The following is a 14,502-nucleotide window of genomic DNA, read 5'->3' on the forward strand; positions in this document are numbered from 1 at the left end:
CGGTGGCCGTCGAACCGCCGCCCGCGGAGGCCCCGCTGCCGCCTTGACCGCCGTCGAGGACGCCGCCACCTTTGGCCCCGCTGCCTGCGGTGATTCCTGTGCCGGTCGCTCCGACGCTTGCGGCGCCGCCGCCGCCACCGCCACCGCCGAGACCGCCAGCGATTCCAACATGCCTGCTGCCGAATCCGCCGTCACCGCCGGAGCCATCGGCTTCATTCGGCACGGTACTCGAGTTGATTCGGACATCACCGCCGGCGCCGCCGCGACCGCCGTCACCGCCGTGGCCGGTGGAGCTGATACCACCAGCGCCGCCGCCGCCACCACCACCGCCGGCGAGGGTGCCCTGCGTAACGTTGTTGAGCACACCGCCACCGCCGGCTCCGCCGTCCCCGCCGTTGCCGCCGTTTCCGCCGACGCTGTTGCCGCCATTGCCGCCGTTGCCGCCGTGACCGCCGATGGTGCCGCTGGCGGCCAAGAGGGCACCGTCGCCGCCGTGGCCGCCATTGCCGCCGTTTCCGTCGACTCCCGCGGCGGCGCCGACGCCGCCAGCGCCGCCGCCAAAGCCGGCGTCACCGCCGTTGCCGCCATTACCGCCCGAGCCGCCGAGAAGGGGGGTACCCCCCTGGCCGCCTTGTCCTCCGTCGCCACCAGCGCCGCCGCCACCGTTGGCGCCCGCCTGGCCGCCGAACAAGCCCGCCAATCCCTGCGGTTGACCGCCAACCCCGCCAGTACCGCCGTTACCGCCATGACCGCCGTCGGTGGCGTTCGTGGCAAGCACCCCAGAGGCGCCCGTCCCGCCGGGACCGCCCAAGCCGCCAATACCACCGACACCGCCTGAGCCGCCGCTGCCCCAAAGCAAACCGCCATTGCCGCCGGCCCCGCCGGTTCCACCGGTGCCGCCGACGCCGCCGTTGGTGTGGTTGGCCGCCGAGCCCGGAGTGCCGGTGACGCCGGTCCCACCGGCCCCGCCCTGGCCGCCGTTGCCGAACAACCAAGCGTTGCCGCCCCGGCCGCCGGGCTGCCCGGGCGCGCCGGACCCGCCGTCGCCGCCGTCGCCCCACAAGAGCCCGCCCGGCCCGCCGGCCTGCCCAGTCCCCGGCGCACCATTGATTCCCTTGCCGATCAACGGGGCGCCCAACAGCAGCTCGGTGGGCGTATTGATGACCGCGAGCACGCTTTGCGAGGCGGTATCTAGCGGCGAGGTGCTGGCCGCCTCGGTGGCAAGATATGCAGCCCCGGCACCGCCAAGGGTCTGCACGAACTGGGCATGGAACGCCGCAGCCTGCGCGCTCAGCTGTTGAAATGCCTGTCCATGCTCGGCAAACAGCGACGCCACCGCCGCCGACACTTCGTCCTCGGCGGCCGCGAGCAGGCGCGTGGTCGGACTCGCGGCGGCCGCGTTCGCGGCAGTCAATGTGGAGCCGAGGTTCGACAGATCCGTTGCTGCCGAAGCGAAAAGCTCCGGGGTTGCCACCAGGTATGACATCGCTATCCTCCGCCGGTTTATCGGGCGCATTGCCGAAGCGGTTTAACCTGAGGGTGACAGCGTAGGCCTCTGCGACCTGAGATTCCGGCGTTTGCCAGAAATGTTCGGCTCGGTCTTTCGGCGGCAAAACCGCCTCTGAACTGCGTCGGGCTGACAGGATTTGAACCTGCGACCACTTGACCCCCAGTCAAGTGCGCTACCAAACTGCGCCACAGCCCGGTGCCGCCTCACCATCGGCAGCAGGTCGAAAGCCTACCGCAACCGGCCTGCCACTCCCGCACGGCCTATCGAGTGGGGACTCTTGGCTTTGAGTTGTACCCAGGGCGGAGAAAGAGCGGAATCGCGCACATCGGCTCACAGTCAAAACCGTGAGTGCACACTCAGCGGCGCTTGGCCCCGCGCTTCTCGCGCACCCGCACGTTGATCCGGATCGGGCTGCCCTCGAATCCGAACGTCTCGCGCAGCCGGCGCTCCAGGAAACGTCGATAACCCGCCTCCAGGAAACCCGTGGTGAACAGCACGAACGTCGGCGGCCGCGCGGTCGCCTGGGTCGCGAACAGTATCCGCGGCTGCTTGCCGCCCCGCACCGGGGGCGGGGTGGCAGCGACGACCTCCTTGACCCAGGTGTTCAGCGGCCCGGTGGCGATGCGCGCATCCCACGATGCGAGGGCGGTCTCCATCGCCGGCACCAGCTTCTGCACCGACCGGCCCGTCTTGGCCGAGATGTTCACCCGCTGCGCCCAGCGCACCTGCACCAGCTCGCGGTCGATCTCGCGTTCGAGCAGGTCGCGCCGGTCCTCGTCGACCAGGTCCCACTTGTTGAACGCCAGCACCAGCGCCCGCCCCGCCTCGATCACCATCGAGAGCACCCGCTGGTCCTGCTCGGTCAGCGGCTGCGACGCGTCGATGAGCACGATCACCACCTCGGCGGAGTCGATCGCCGCGTGCGTGCGCACCGACGCATAGAACTCGTGCCCACTGGCCTGGCCGACCTTGCGCCGCAAGCCTGCGGTGTCGACGAACCGCCAGACCTTGCCGCCGAGTTCGATCAGCGAGTCGACCGGATCGACCGTCGTCCCGGCGACGTCGTGCACCACCGAACGCTGGTCGCCCGCAAGCTTGTTCAGCAGCGAGCTCTTGCCCACGTTGGGCTTGCCAACCAGCGCCACCCGCCGCGGGCCGCCTTGTGCCGGTGCCGCTTCGGAAACCTCGGGCAGCGCGGCCAGCACCTCGTCGAGCAGATCGGCCACCCCGCGGCCGTGCATCGCACTGACGGCATGCGGCTCGCCGAGCCCCAGCGACCACAGCGCCGCCGCGTCCGCTTCGCCCTTCTCGTTGTCAACCTTGTTGGCCGCCAAGAACACCGGCTTGCCGGAGCGCAGCAGGATGCGCGCGGCGGCCTCGTCGGCCGCGGTGGCCCCGACGGTCGCGTCGACGACGAGGATCACGGCGTCGGCCGTGCGCATGGCAACCGACGCCTGCTCGGCCACCAGCTGCTGCAGGCCCTTCGCGTCGGGCTCCCATCCCCCGGTGTCCTGCACGACGAACCGCCGGCCGGACCACAGGGCGTCGTAGGAGACACGGTCGCGGGTGACGCCGGGAACGTCCTGCACCACCGCCTCCCGGCGGCCCAGGATCCGGTTGACCAGTGTCGACTTGCCGACGTTGGGCCGTCCGACGATCGCGACGACGGGCGCCAGCGGCGCCTCTTCGAACTCGTCCCCGGAATCGCTGAATTCCCAGTCGCTTTCGTCGGCCCAGGTGCCGTCCTCGGTCACCGCACGGCGCCGTTCCGCTGAGTGACCAGTTCCAGAATGTGGTCGATCACCTGAGTCTCGGTCATATCGCTGGTGTCCACCACCACGGCGTCGGAGGCGGCCCGCAGGGGCGACACGGCCCGGGTGGAGTCGAGGTGGTCGCGTCGGCGGACGTCGGCCAGGACGGCGTCGTAGTCGTCGATCAGGCCGGATGCGACGTTCTGGTCGTTTCTACGACGGGCGCGGGTCTCGGGCGACGCGGTGAGAAAGATCTTGACCGGGGCGTCGGGGAGCACCACCGTGCCGATGTCACGGCCCTCTACGACGACACTTCCCGAGCCCCCGGCCATGGCGCGCTGCAACGCGACGAGCCGGGAACGCACCGCGGGCACCGACGACACGGCGGAAACGGCGCGAGTGACCTCGTCGCCGCGGATTTCGCCCGAAACGTTCTCGCCCGCAAGGTAGTACCGGTCGCCGCCGGGATCGTAGTCGACCGACATCTGCACCGACGATGCGATCGAAGCAACGGCGTCGGCATCTGCCGGGTCGACGCCGGCCCTCAGCACCGCCAGGGTCACGATCCGGTACATGGCCCCCGTGTCGAGGTATCGCGCGCCCAGCGCGCTCGCCAATCCCCTTGACACCGAAGACTTTCCGGTGCCCGCGGGACCGTCGATGGCGACCACGACGTCGTTCACAGCCCGATGGTTCGCTGCACTCCCGCCACTCACTGCGTTCGTTCCGCTCGTTCCACTCACAGCCCCACCGCCTTATAGAGCTGCCCGATCTCCCCCTGGCTCAAGGCCCGGAAGCTGCCCGGACGCTGCTTGCCGAGAGTGACCGGGCCGATGTCGGTGCGCACCAACGCCTCCACCGGGAAACCCGCCGCGGCCAGCAGCCGGCGCACGATGCGGTTTCGCCCCTCGTGCAGCGTCACTCGCACCAGTGTCTTGCCCGGAATCGCGTCGACCACCGCAAAATCATCGACCTTGGCCGGGCCGTCCTCCAACTCGATGCCCGCCTTCAGCTTCTTGCCCACGCCCCGCGGCACCGTCCCGCTCACCGTGGCCAGATACGTCTTGGGCACCTCGTGGGACGGATGCATCAGCCGATGGGCCAGCTCGCCGTCGTTGGTCAGCAGGATCAACCCTTCGGTGTCGGCGTCCAACCGGCCCACGTGGAACAGGTTCTTGGTGCCGCGGACCTTGCGCTCGATCAGGTCGCCGATGCACGGCCGGCCCCGGTCGTCGGACATGGTCGAGTGCATCCCGCGCGGCTTGTTCAGGGCCAGGTACACCAGGGACTCGTCGAGCACCACGCGGGCCCCGTCGACGTGGATGACCGACGTGTCGGGATCGACGCGGGTGCCCAGCTCCGTCACGACCTGCCCGTCCACGTCGACCCGGCCCTCGAGGATCAACTTCTCGGCCGCCCGACGCGACGCAATGCCGGCCTGTGACAACACTTTCTGCAGCCGGATCCCTTCGGTGTCGACCATCAATCCTGGTCCACGTCGAACGACAGGGCCTGCTCGGACGCCGGACGGCCCGAAAGCCTGACGAAACGTGGCTCGCTGTCCAGGGATTCGCTGAGATCTTCGATCGTGTCCACGTCGGGCAGCAGGGGCGCGATGTCGGGGAGGTCCGCGAGGGACGTCAGGCCCAGGCGCTCCAGGAAGAGGTCGGTGGTGGCGAACGTGGTGGCCCCGGTGTCCTCATCGGCCCCGGCCTCGGTGATGAGCCCGCGCGCCAGCAGGGTGCGCATGACGGCGTCGACGTTGACCCCGCGAACGGCACTCACCCGCGCGCGCGTGACCGGCTGGCGGTAGGCCACGACGGCCAGCGTCTCCAGCGCGGCCCGGGTGAGCTTGGATCGCGCACCGTCGAGCAGCAGCTTCTCGACGTACGGCGCGAACCGGGACCGGGTGTACATCCGCCAGCCCTCGCTGGTCTGCCGCAGGTCGATGCCGCTGTCGCGTTCGGTCAGCTCGTCGGCCATCTGCTGCAGCTTCGCCGCGATCCGGTAGACGGGTTGCTGCGTGGCCGAGGCCAGCGCCTCGGCGGTGACGGGCGTGTCGACCACCAACAGCAGCGCCTCGAGCACGGACTGCAACTCCTCGGCGTCCATGGGCGCCGCCTCGGCGATGTCCAGGATCCCCGGGACATCTGAGACGTCGATGTCGAGTTCGTCATCCGTCATGAGCGCCGCTCCTCCTCATCGCTTCGCTATGCATTGTCGCGGCGCGCGTCATCATTCGTCCCGCACTTCTACCAAGGCTTCTTCGGCCGGACGTTCCCCGGTCCACGAAATCTGGAGCACGCCAAGCGGCTCTGACTGGTCGAATGCTACCGCCCGCGACCGATACAGTTCGAGCAGCGCCAGGAAGCGCCCGACGATCTCGATCGGGGCCGCACAGTCGGCGACCAGCTCAGAGAACGTGGCCCACGCGCCTGTGCCCCGCTCCTCCAGGATGGACAGCAATTTCTTGGCCTGCTCGGGCACCGACACCTGCACCTCGTGCAGGTGCGCCAGTCCGACCGTCGGCACGGGCCGCGGGCTGAAGGCGATGGCGGCGATCTGCGCGAAGCGCTCGGCGTCGACGCCGAGCATCACCTCCGGGAGCAGCTCGGTGAACCGGTCCTCCAGCGACACCGAGCGCGGGTAGCTGCGCAGCGCCGTGGCTTCCAGCTCGGCGAACATCTCGGCGACGTGCTTGAACGCGCGGTACTGCAGCAGCCGCGCGAACAGCAGGTCGCGCACCTCCAGCAGCGCCATGTCCTCCTCGTCGTCGACCTGCCCGGCGGGCAGCAGCCGGGCCGCCTTGAGGTCGAGCAGGGTCGCGGCGATCACCAGGAAGGCCGTGGTCTCCTCCAGCTCGAGCCGCGACCCGATCTCCTTGGTATAGGCGATGAACTCGTCGGTGACCTGATGCAGCGCGACCTCGGTGACGTCGAGGCGATGAGCGAAGATCAACTGCAGCAGCAGGTCGAACGGCCCCTCGAAGTTGGTCAGCCGGACCTGAAAGCCGTTCTGGGTGGGTGCCTGACCGTTCCCGGTGCCCGTCACGCGCCGAATCGGTCGATGAACTCGCGGGCCAGCTCGCGGTAGGCGATGGCGCCGGTGGATTTCGGCGCCCAGGTGGTGATGGGCTCGCCCGCGACGCTGGTCTCGGGGAAACGGACGGTGCGCGTGATGACGGTGTCGAAGACCAGGTCGCCGAAGCGCTCCACGACGCGGGCCATCACCTCGCGGGCGTTGACGGCGCGGCGGTCGTACCGGGTGAGCAGGATGCCGCTGATCTCCAGCTTGGGGTTCAGCCGGTCGCGCACCTTGTCGACGGTGTCGGTGAGCAGCGCCAGGCCGCGCAGCGAGAAGAACTCGCACTCGGTGGGGATCACCACGCCGTCCGCGCACGCCAGCCCGTTGACGGTGAGCAGGCCGAGCGACGGCTGGCAGTCGATCAGGACGTAGTCGTAACGGTCGAGCACGGGGTGCAGCGCGCGGGCCAGCGTCTGCTCGCGGCCGACCTCGTTGACCAGCTGGATTTCGGCTGCCGACAGGTCGATGTTGCTGGGCACCAAATCGAGGTTGCGGTGGCGCGTGTGGATGAGCACGTCGTCGATCGATACCCGCGGCTCGACCAGCACGTTGTGAATCGTCTTTTCCAGCTCGTAGTGCGGCACCCCGAGCCCAGCGGACAGCGCGCCCTGGGGGTCCATGTCGACCAGGAGCACCCGCCGGCCGTACTCGGCGAGCGCGGCCCCGAGGTTGATCGTCGACGTCGTCTTGCCCACCCCACCCTTTTGGTTGCACATCGCGACGACCTTGGCCGGGCCGTGGGACGTGCGAGGCTGCGGCTCGGGGATCGCCCGCGGGGGGCGTCCCGTCAGGCCGACCTCGATGACGCTTTCCGGGTTTTCGGTCGTGATGCCCGGGCTGCTTGGGGGGTGCATATCGGGGGCAAGTCTAACTTCTTCCCGCTGTTAGACCGGGCGACCCGCAGGGCGTTTCACCTGGGAATATGGGATGTTTGTGCCGTTGTGTCACATGCGTCTCACCAGCACCAGAATGCGGCACTATCGTGGTCTGCTGTGGACCTCAAGCGGCGCATCCCCCTCCTGCGGTGGTCGGTCTGGCGGATGGCCGCGGCGCAGCGCAACATCCTGACCAAGGGCCAGATCGGCGACGGGCGGGAAGCGGCCGCGGTCGACTACGTGCTGAAGAACGCCCGGGCCGGAGACGTCGACGACGTGCTGGCCACGATCGACGAGTTCGCCTATCGGAAGTCGATCCTCATCAACGTCGGCGACGAGAAGGGTCAGATCCTCGACGCCGCAGTCCGCCGGGCCGATCCCGCGGTCGCGTTGGAGCTGGGCACCTATTGCGGCTACGGCGCGCTGAGGATCGCGCGGGCCGCTCCGCGGGCCAGGGTGTTCTCGGTGGAGCTGGCCGAGGCGAACGCCGCCAACGCCCGCCGGATCTGGGCGCACGCGGGGGTGGCCGACCGGGTGACGTGCGTGGTCGGCACCATCGGCGACGGCGGGCGGACGCTCGACGCGCTGGCCGACGAGCACGGATTCGACTCCGGCTCACTGTCTTTCGTATTCCTCGACCATGACAAGGACGCCTACCTCGACGACCTGATGAGCATCATGGACCGCGGCTGGCTCGCCCCCGGCGCCATCGTCGTCGCCGACAACGTGCGGATCCCGGGCGCACCGAAATACCGCGAGTACATGCGCCGGCAGCAGGGCAAGCAGTGGAACACCGTGGAGCACAAGGCCCACCTGGAGTATCAGTCGCTGGTTTCCGATCTGGTGCTGGAATCCGAGCGGCTGGGCTGACTCCGGTTTATATCCCCGTGCAGAGGGTCGGGGCGTCGCAGACGTTGCCGGGGCAATAGATGTTGTGCGCGGCGTTGACCATGGTTCCGACGTCCAGCAAGGTGACACCCCGCCTGTTGAGGCGGTCGTGGACGTCGTCGGCGATCTCTTGCGGCGTCCACCCCCAGCTGAGGTCGTAGCAGATGAGGTGCGCCTCGCCGATGAGCGCCTCTTCGCTGTTGGGCGGCCAGCTGAGGCCGACGGCCTGCAGCTTGGCGAGGTAGGCCTGGTCTTGAGGCGTGACGGCGTTCGCCGTCGCCGCGCTGGCGAGCAGGGCGGCGGTGGCGATCGTCGGGACGGTCAGTGTGGCGAGCCAGCGGTGTGAGGGCATCGGAGTGGCTTCCTTTCGCGCGTTCCGGGGGCCGAACGTCGAGTTGATGATCGGATGCGGTCGAACCCGACGCAACAGGTCGACGTTCGGCGCGGGGCCTACTGGGCCCGCGGGTGCGCCCCGGCCCACACCTCGCGCAACGCGTGGACGGTCACCAGCGTGTAGATCTGCGTCGTCGTCACCGACGCGTGCCCCAGTAACTCCTGCACGACGCGGACATCGGCGCCGCCCTCGAGCAGGTGGGTGGCGAACGAATGCCGCAGCATGTGCGGCGACACCCCCGACGTGATGCCCGCCCGCTCGGCGGCGTTCTGCAGCACCTGCCAGGCGCTCTGCCGCGACAACCGGCCGCCGCGCACGTTGAGGAAGATCGCGGGAGTGCCGCGCCCGCGGCGCGCCAGCTCCGGGCGCCCGCGCACCAGGTAGGCGTCCAGCGCCTGCACCGCCGGCCGGCCGATCGGCACCAGCCGTTGCTTGCCGCCCTTGCCGCGCAACAACACCGACCGGGCCTCGGTGTCGATGTCGTCGACGTCGAGACCGACGGCCTCGGAGATCCGTGATCCCGTGGAGTACAACAGCTCCAGCAGCGCGCGATTGCGCAGCGTCAACGGTCCGTCGGCGGGGCTGTCGCCGCCGGCGGCTTCCAGCAGGGCCAGCACCTCGTCGATGGTGAGGCTTTTGGGCAGGCGGCGCCCGGGCGTCGGCGGCCGGACGGCGCGCGCCACGTCGAGTTCGGTCAGCCCCTCGGCGGCCGCGAAGCGGTGCAGGCCGCGCACCGCGATCAGGGCCCGCGCCGCCGACACCGCGGACAGCGCCGCGTTGCCCGCCTCCGGGTCGCCGCGGCGCAGCGCCACCAGGAACTCGCTCACGTCGTCCTCACCGACCTTGGCCAGATCGTGAATCCCGCGATCCGCCAGATGTTTTGAATAGCGGAGCAGGTCGCGGCGATAGGAGCTCAGCGTGTTCTTCGCGACGCCCCGCTCGATGGTCAGGTGATCCAGGTAGCCCTGGAGTTGCGAGTCCAGAACCGCCGTCGTCACCGGGTGGCCTTTCGCGCGACGAACGACGTGGGCCTGTCGGTCCACGGGCTGTCCAGCGGCCGCGGCTCGGCCAGACCGTGCGTCACGGCCTGCGCGGCCAGCAGGCCGGCGACGGCGATGGCGTTGACGACCTCGCCGCTGAACACCATGCGGACGGCCTCCGCGAGGGGATACCAGTGCAACGTCAGGTCGGCTTCCTCGTGCTCGCCTTCAGGCCGGCCCACCTCGCTCAGGCCGGTCGCGAGGAAGACGCGCACCGACTCGTCACTGAAACCCGGCGTGGAGTCCAGGTCGACCAGCACCTTCCAGGTGGCGGCCCGCAGGCCGGCCTCCTCCTCGAGTTCACGCGCGGCCGTGTGGTGTGGGGGCTCCCCCGTGACGTCGAGCAACCCGGCCGGCAGCTCCCACAGGCGCCGGCCCAGGGGGTGCCGGTACTGGTAGATCATCGGGACGTTGCCGTCGTCGTCCATCGCCACGACGGCCACCGCGCCGTAATGCTCGACCACCTCGCGCACCGCGGTGGTGCCGCCCGGCATGCGAACCTGGTCGCGCCGCAGCGCGAAAATCTTTCCCGTATAGAGGGTTTCGGACGCGGCCGTCTCGAAGACGTGCTCAGCCACGGGCAGCGGGCGTCGGTAGCGGCCGCTCCGCGCTGTCCCGGTGGTTGCCGTTGGGCGACTGCTCGGAGATCTCCATCGGGAGCAACTCGCCCGCCTTGTAGTCGATGGCCGCGCCGACGAAGGCGACGAACAGCGGATGCGGCCGGGTGGGCCGGCTCTTGAGTTCCGGGTGGGCCTGGGTGCCCACGACGAACGGGTGGATCTCGGGTGGGTATTCGACGAACTCCACCAGGTGGCCGTCGGGCGAGGTGCCCGAGAATCTCAGGCCGCTCTCGGCGATCTTCTCGCGGTAGGCGTTGTTGACCTCGTACCGGTGCCGGTGGCGTTCGGACACCTCCGTCGTGCCATACGCCTCGGCCACAATGGAATTCGGCTCCAACACCGCCGGATAGGCCCCCAGCCGCATGCTGCCGCCGAGGTCGGCCTGACCCGCGACGATGTCGAGCTGGTCGGCCATCGTGGAGATGACGGGATCCGGTGTGTCGGGGTCGAATTCGGCCGAGCTCGCCTCGGTGAGGCCGGCCGAGCGCGCGGCCTCGATGACGATGCACTGCAGGCCCAGGCACAGACCCAGCACCGGCAACCCGCGCGCCCGGGCGTGCCGGACGGCGCCGATCTTGCCCTCGATGCCGCGGATCCCGAACCCGCCGGGGATCAGCACGCCGTGCACGTCGCCCAGCGCCGACGCGGCCCCGCTTGCGGTTTCGCAGTCGTCGGACGGCACCCAGTGCATCTCGACCTTGGCGTGATGTTTGAAGCCACCGGCACGCAGCGCCTCGGTGACCGACAGGTAGGCGTCCGACAGCTCGACATACTTGCCCACCAACGCAATTCGGACGGTTTCATGCGGCTCGTGGACCCGGCGCAGCAGGTCGTCCCACTCGGTCCAGTCGACGTCACGGAACGGCAGGTTCAGCCGGCGCACCACGAACGCGTCGAGTTCCTCACGGTGTAGCACCTTGGGGATGTCGTAGATCGACGGCGCGTCCGGGGTGGAGATGACGCCGTCGATGTCGACGTCACACATCAGCGCGATCTTGTTCTTCAGCGCCTCGGGCACGTTGCGGTCGGAGCGCAGGATCAGCGCATCGGGCGTGATACCGATGCTGCGCAGGGCGGCCACGGAGTGCTGGGTGGGCTTCGTCTTCAGCTCGCCCGACGGGGCCAGGTACGGCACCAGGGACACGTGCAGGAAAAACACGTTCTCGCGGCCGAGGTCGTGGCGGACCTGCCGCGCCGCCTCCAGGAAGGGTTGCGACTCGATGTCGCCGACCGTGCCGCCGATCTCGGTGATGACGACGTCGGGGCGGTTGCCGTCGGCGTCGGGCTGCGCCATCGCCAGGATGCGGCTCTTGATCTCGTCGGTGATGTGCGGGATGACCTGGACGGTGTCGCCGAGGTACTCGCCGCGCCGTTCCTTGGCGATGACGGTCGAATACACCTGGCCCGTAGTGACATTCGCGGACCCGGACAGGTCGCGGTCCAGGAAGCGCTCGTAGTGGCCGACGTCGAGGTCGGTTTCGGCGCCGTCCTCGGTGACGAACACCTCCCCGTGCTGAAACGGGTTCATCGTGCCCGGGTCGACGTTGAGGTACGGGTCGAGCTTCTGCATGGTGACGTGCAGCCCCCGCGCCGTCAGCAGCTGTCCCAGGCTGCTGGCCGTCAGTCCCTTGCCGAGCGACGACGCGACACCACCGCTGACGAAGAGGTGCTTGGTGGCGGTTTGCGGATGCCTACGCAATGAGCAACCTCCGTGAAGACGGGCAGGGCTTAGACTTTTGCGACCGTTTGCGACTGACTGAGCCTGCTGGGCCTGCCGACCCACGGAAACCCACCCTAACACCAGGCAGCCCGGGCCGCCGGTAACACGCCAGAGGGAGCTACTGCGGCACCGTCAGCGAGGTGGCGCCCCGACCGGTGCCGTACTGGCCCGGGTGGCCGCCGGCCAGCAGGTCGTGCAGGCCGAGGACCGCGGTGATCCGGCCGGCGGCGGTGTCGACGTCGTCGACGGTGCTGACCGCGGAGTTCATGCCCGCATCGGCGCGGGTCACCGCGACGGCGGCTCCGCCGTTGGCCGAGCCGTCGCGACCGGCGAGCAGGGTGCCCGAGCCGTGCGGCGCCAGCGCGGCCGCGAACCGCGCCACGGTGGCGCCCTGGTTACCCGCATCCTGCGGGAGCGCACCGCCGGTGACCACCAGCGCGGCGTTCGCCCCGCCCATGTGGTCGGTCGGCTGGTAGGTGATGAACCCGGTGTCCCGCAGCGCCGCGAGCGCCGTTTGGCGCTGGGGGTCCTGGACCTCCGGGACGGGCGGGCCGCCGGGGCTGGCATTGGTCAGCAGCACGATGCCCAGCAGGTCGCCGGCCTGGGAACCCTGGTCGACGAGCTTGGTGCTGAGCTGCTGACCGGCGGGCAGGATCGACGAGTTCACCACGGTCTGCAGCTTCTCGGCCGAGTTGGCGTCGACGAACTCCTGCGTCAGCGACACGGTCCCGGTGACCGCGCCGCCGGCCTGGCCGACGAGTTTGGCGGCCGCGGCCACGTCGTCGTCCTTGGCGTCCGGGGTGCGGAACACCACCACCGACTTGCCGGCGAGCGCGTCGTGCACCATCCGGCCTGCCATTTGGGTGTCGAAATTGTTTGCGGCGCTGAGCTTTTGGTTCAGCACGTTCTTCTGGTCGTTGAGCCCGTTGATCTGCGAGTAAAGGTCGCGCTTCTCGTCGCGCAGGCTGGAGAGCAGGGTGTCGGACAGCAGCCCGGAACCCAGCACGACCCCGACGGCCAGCGCCAGGAAGACGGCGGCCAGCGAGAGCGCGTGTTGGCGTAACGAGATCATGAGTGCACGCTCCTCGGCATGGCTAGGTGATCAGGTGCTGCACCCACAGGGACAAGCGGTTCCAGTAGTCGACTATCCAGTGCAGCACCGACGCGTCGGTGCGCGACACCCACAGCGCGACGACCACGGCGATCAGCATGGTCAGCGCCAGCAGCGCGATGGCGCCCGCCGAGATGTGGCTGCGGTACAACGTGGCGACGGCCTTGGCGTCCACCACCTTCTCCCCCACCCGCAACCGGGTCAGGAAGGTCGACGGGTTGCTCTGCGCCCGGGTCCGGTCGAAGAACGTCTCGATGTTGGCCGTGTGCCCGGCCGTCACCAGCAACGCGGCGCCGTGGTGGTCGGCCAGCAGCAGGGCCAGGTCCATCGCCGACCCGGCGGCCGGGAACGTCATGGCGCCGACGCCCAGATCCTGGATGCGCTCGAGGCCGGGCGCGTGGCCGTCGGCGTCGGCCGGGAGCACCACGTGGGCGCCGCACTTGAGGGCGTCGGTGCTGATCTGGTCGGGGTCGCCGACGATGATCTGCGGCCGGTAGCCGGCCTTGCGCAGGGTGTCCGCGCCGGTGCCCACGCCGATCAGCACCGGCTGGTACTCCTTGATGAACGGCTTGAGGGATTTCAGGTCGTCCTCGGCGCTGGGCTCGTCGGCCACCAGCACCACGTGGCGGCGGCGCAGGTCGACGTCAATGTCCGGGATGCCGATGCCGTCGATCAGCAGCGGGCTCTCGCTCTTGATGAACTCGATCGTGTTGCCCGCGAACGCCTCCAGGTGCGCGGCCAGCCCGCTCTTGGCCTCGCGCATCAAGTCGGCGATGTCGTGGTCGGTGCGCTCGGTGCCGCGGACCAGGCGGCGGTCGCCGGCGTACACGCCGCCCTCGTACAGGCGGATCTTCGAGCCGTCCTTGACCTTCTTGAAGACCTCGGGGCCGGCCTCGTCGATCAGCGTGACCCCGTTGTTGACCAGCACCTCGGGGCCCATGTTCGGGTAGCGACCCGACACGGACGGCGAGGCGTTGATCACCGCGGCGATGTCGGCTTCCACCAGCGCGTCGGCGGTGATGCGGTCCAGGTCCAGGACGTCGAGCACCACGATGTCGCCGGGGCACACCCTGCGGAGCAGGCGGTCGATGTTGCGGTCGACCCGGGCGGTGCCGACGAGGCCCGGCCGAGACGTATTACGGGACAGTAGACCTGACATCTTCATGACGCCTGATTCTGTCCGCGAGGCGTCGGATCGGCGGGGAGGCGCGCCGTAACATCCGTCACAGAAGTTATCTAGAGTCACAGCAGTAACAGGCTCGTCACGGCTTGGCTGCGGCCGCGTCGCGCGAGGGTGCGCAAATGTACGGGCTACGCGGCGTGTCGCCGTACAAACACTCAGTGTCAGGGTGGCGTTGCCGCGTTTGCGGTGGTTGGGTCCGGATCACCCGGTGTCTGGCTCTTACAAACACTGCCGCCTTGAGGAGGTTGGCGTTCGTGCGTTGTGTCGGCATCGGGTGTGAAGGACCGACCGGCGTGACTTGATAGGAGCGTGGCATCGCCCCGACT

The 14,502-nt window shown here is 69.4% G+C and carries 14 protein-coding genes and 1 tRNA gene; 1 reads left to right on the forward strand and 14 read right to left on the reverse strand.

What is annotated here, in order from left to right:
- The 8 genes from GPY60_RS24725 to GPY60_RS24760 all read right to left on the reverse strand — a co-directional run.
- Positions 1-1,486 (reverse strand): PE family protein (locus tag GPY60_RS24725; protein WP_156690335.1); only part of this gene is annotated, 1,486 nt, incomplete at its 3' end.
- Between the two features lie 145 nt (positions 1,487-1,631).
- Positions 1,632-1,705, reverse strand: a tRNA-Pro gene (locus tag GPY60_RS24730).
- 161 nt (positions 1,706-1,866) lie between these two features.
- Positions 1,867-3,264: a ribosome biogenesis GTPase Der gene (der, locus tag GPY60_RS24735; RefSeq protein ID WP_156690336.1), complete on the reverse strand. Its 1,398-nt coding sequence runs from the start codon at positions 3,262-3,264 to the stop codon at positions 1,867-1,869.
- Positions 3,261-3,944, reverse strand: a complete 684-nt coding sequence (cmk, locus tag GPY60_RS24740; RefSeq protein ID WP_231639821.1) for a (d)CMP kinase — start codon at positions 3,942-3,944, stop codon at positions 3,261-3,263. The genes der and cmk overlap by 4 nt, the downstream gene beginning before the upstream one ends.
- A 56-nt stretch (positions 3,945-4,000) precedes the next feature.
- Positions 4,001-4,744: a pseudouridine synthase gene (locus GPY60_RS24745; RefSeq protein WP_156690337.1), complete on the reverse strand. Its 744-nt coding sequence runs from the start codon at positions 4,742-4,744 to the stop codon at positions 4,001-4,003.
- Positions 4,744-5,445 carry an SMC-Scp complex subunit ScpB gene (scpB, locus tag GPY60_RS24750; RefSeq protein ID WP_156690338.1) on the reverse strand — a complete coding sequence of 234 codons (702 nt, stop codon included), beginning with the start codon at positions 5,443-5,445 and terminating at the stop codon, positions 4,744-4,746. Before scpB ends, GPY60_RS24745 begins: the two co-directional genes overlap by 1 nt.
- A gap of 51 nt (positions 5,446-5,496) precedes the next feature.
- Positions 5,497-6,312 (reverse strand): segregation/condensation protein A, encoded by an 816-nt coding sequence (locus GPY60_RS24755; RefSeq protein ID WP_156690339.1) that lies wholly within the window; start codon positions 6,310-6,312, stop codon positions 5,497-5,499.
- Positions 6,309-7,199: a ParA family protein gene (locus GPY60_RS24760; RefSeq protein WP_156690340.1), complete on the reverse strand. Its 891-nt coding sequence runs from the start codon at positions 7,197-7,199 to the stop codon at positions 6,309-6,311. The genes GPY60_RS24755 and GPY60_RS24760 overlap by 4 nt, the downstream gene beginning before the upstream one ends.
- A 186-nt stretch (positions 7,200-7,385) precedes the next feature.
- On the opposite strand from GPY60_RS24760, the gene GPY60_RS24765 reads away from it, so the two are divergent.
- Complete coding sequence (locus GPY60_RS24765; RefSeq protein WP_370462820.1) at positions 7,386-8,090, forward strand: class I SAM-dependent methyltransferase; 705 nt, start codon at positions 7,386-7,388, stop codon at positions 8,088-8,090.
- A 7-nt stretch (positions 8,091-8,097) separates the two neighbouring features.
- On the opposite strand, the gene GPY60_RS24770 is transcribed toward GPY60_RS24765, so the two are convergent.
- The 6 genes from GPY60_RS24770 to steA all read right to left on the reverse strand — a co-directional run bounded on the left by GPY60_RS24770 (position 8,098) and on the right by steA (position 14,158).
- Positions 8,098-8,460: a DUF732 domain-containing protein gene (locus tag GPY60_RS24770; RefSeq protein WP_156690342.1), complete on the reverse strand. Its 363-nt coding sequence runs from the start codon at positions 8,458-8,460 to the stop codon at positions 8,098-8,100.
- A 98-nt stretch (positions 8,461-8,558) separates the two neighbouring features.
- Positions 8,559-9,500 carry a site-specific tyrosine recombinase XerD gene (xerD, locus tag GPY60_RS24775; RefSeq protein ID WP_156690343.1) on the reverse strand — a complete coding sequence of 314 codons (942 nt, stop codon included), beginning with the start codon at positions 9,498-9,500 and terminating at the stop codon, positions 8,559-8,561.
- The gene (locus GPY60_RS24780; RefSeq protein WP_156690344.1) at positions 9,497-10,120 is read right to left on the reverse strand and encodes an NUDIX domain-containing protein; all 624 of its coding nucleotides are present in this window, start codon (positions 10,118-10,120) and stop codon (positions 9,497-9,499) included. Before GPY60_RS24780 ends, xerD begins: the two co-directional genes overlap by 4 nt.
- Positions 10,113-11,861: a CTP synthase gene (locus GPY60_RS24785; protein WP_156690345.1), complete on the reverse strand. Its 1,749-nt coding sequence runs from the start codon at positions 11,859-11,861 to the stop codon at positions 10,113-10,115. The genes GPY60_RS24780 and GPY60_RS24785 overlap by 8 nt, the downstream gene beginning before the upstream one ends.
- A 139-nt stretch (positions 11,862-12,000) precedes the next feature.
- Positions 12,001-12,954: a copper transporter gene (locus GPY60_RS24790; RefSeq protein ID WP_156690346.1), complete on the reverse strand. Its 954-nt coding sequence runs from the start codon at positions 12,952-12,954 to the stop codon at positions 12,001-12,003.
- 22 nt (positions 12,955-12,976) lie between these two features.
- Positions 12,977-14,158: a putative cytokinetic ring protein SteA gene (steA, locus tag GPY60_RS24795; protein ID WP_156690347.1), complete on the reverse strand. Its 1,182-nt coding sequence runs from the start codon at positions 14,156-14,158 to the stop codon at positions 12,977-12,979.
- Between the last annotated feature and the right edge of the window lie 344 nt (positions 14,159-14,502).

The sequence above is a fragment of the Mycobacterium sp. Marseille-P9652 genome, assembly GCF_902652685.1.
GTDB lineage: Bacteria > Actinomycetota > Actinomycetes > Mycobacteriales > Mycobacteriaceae > Mycobacterium.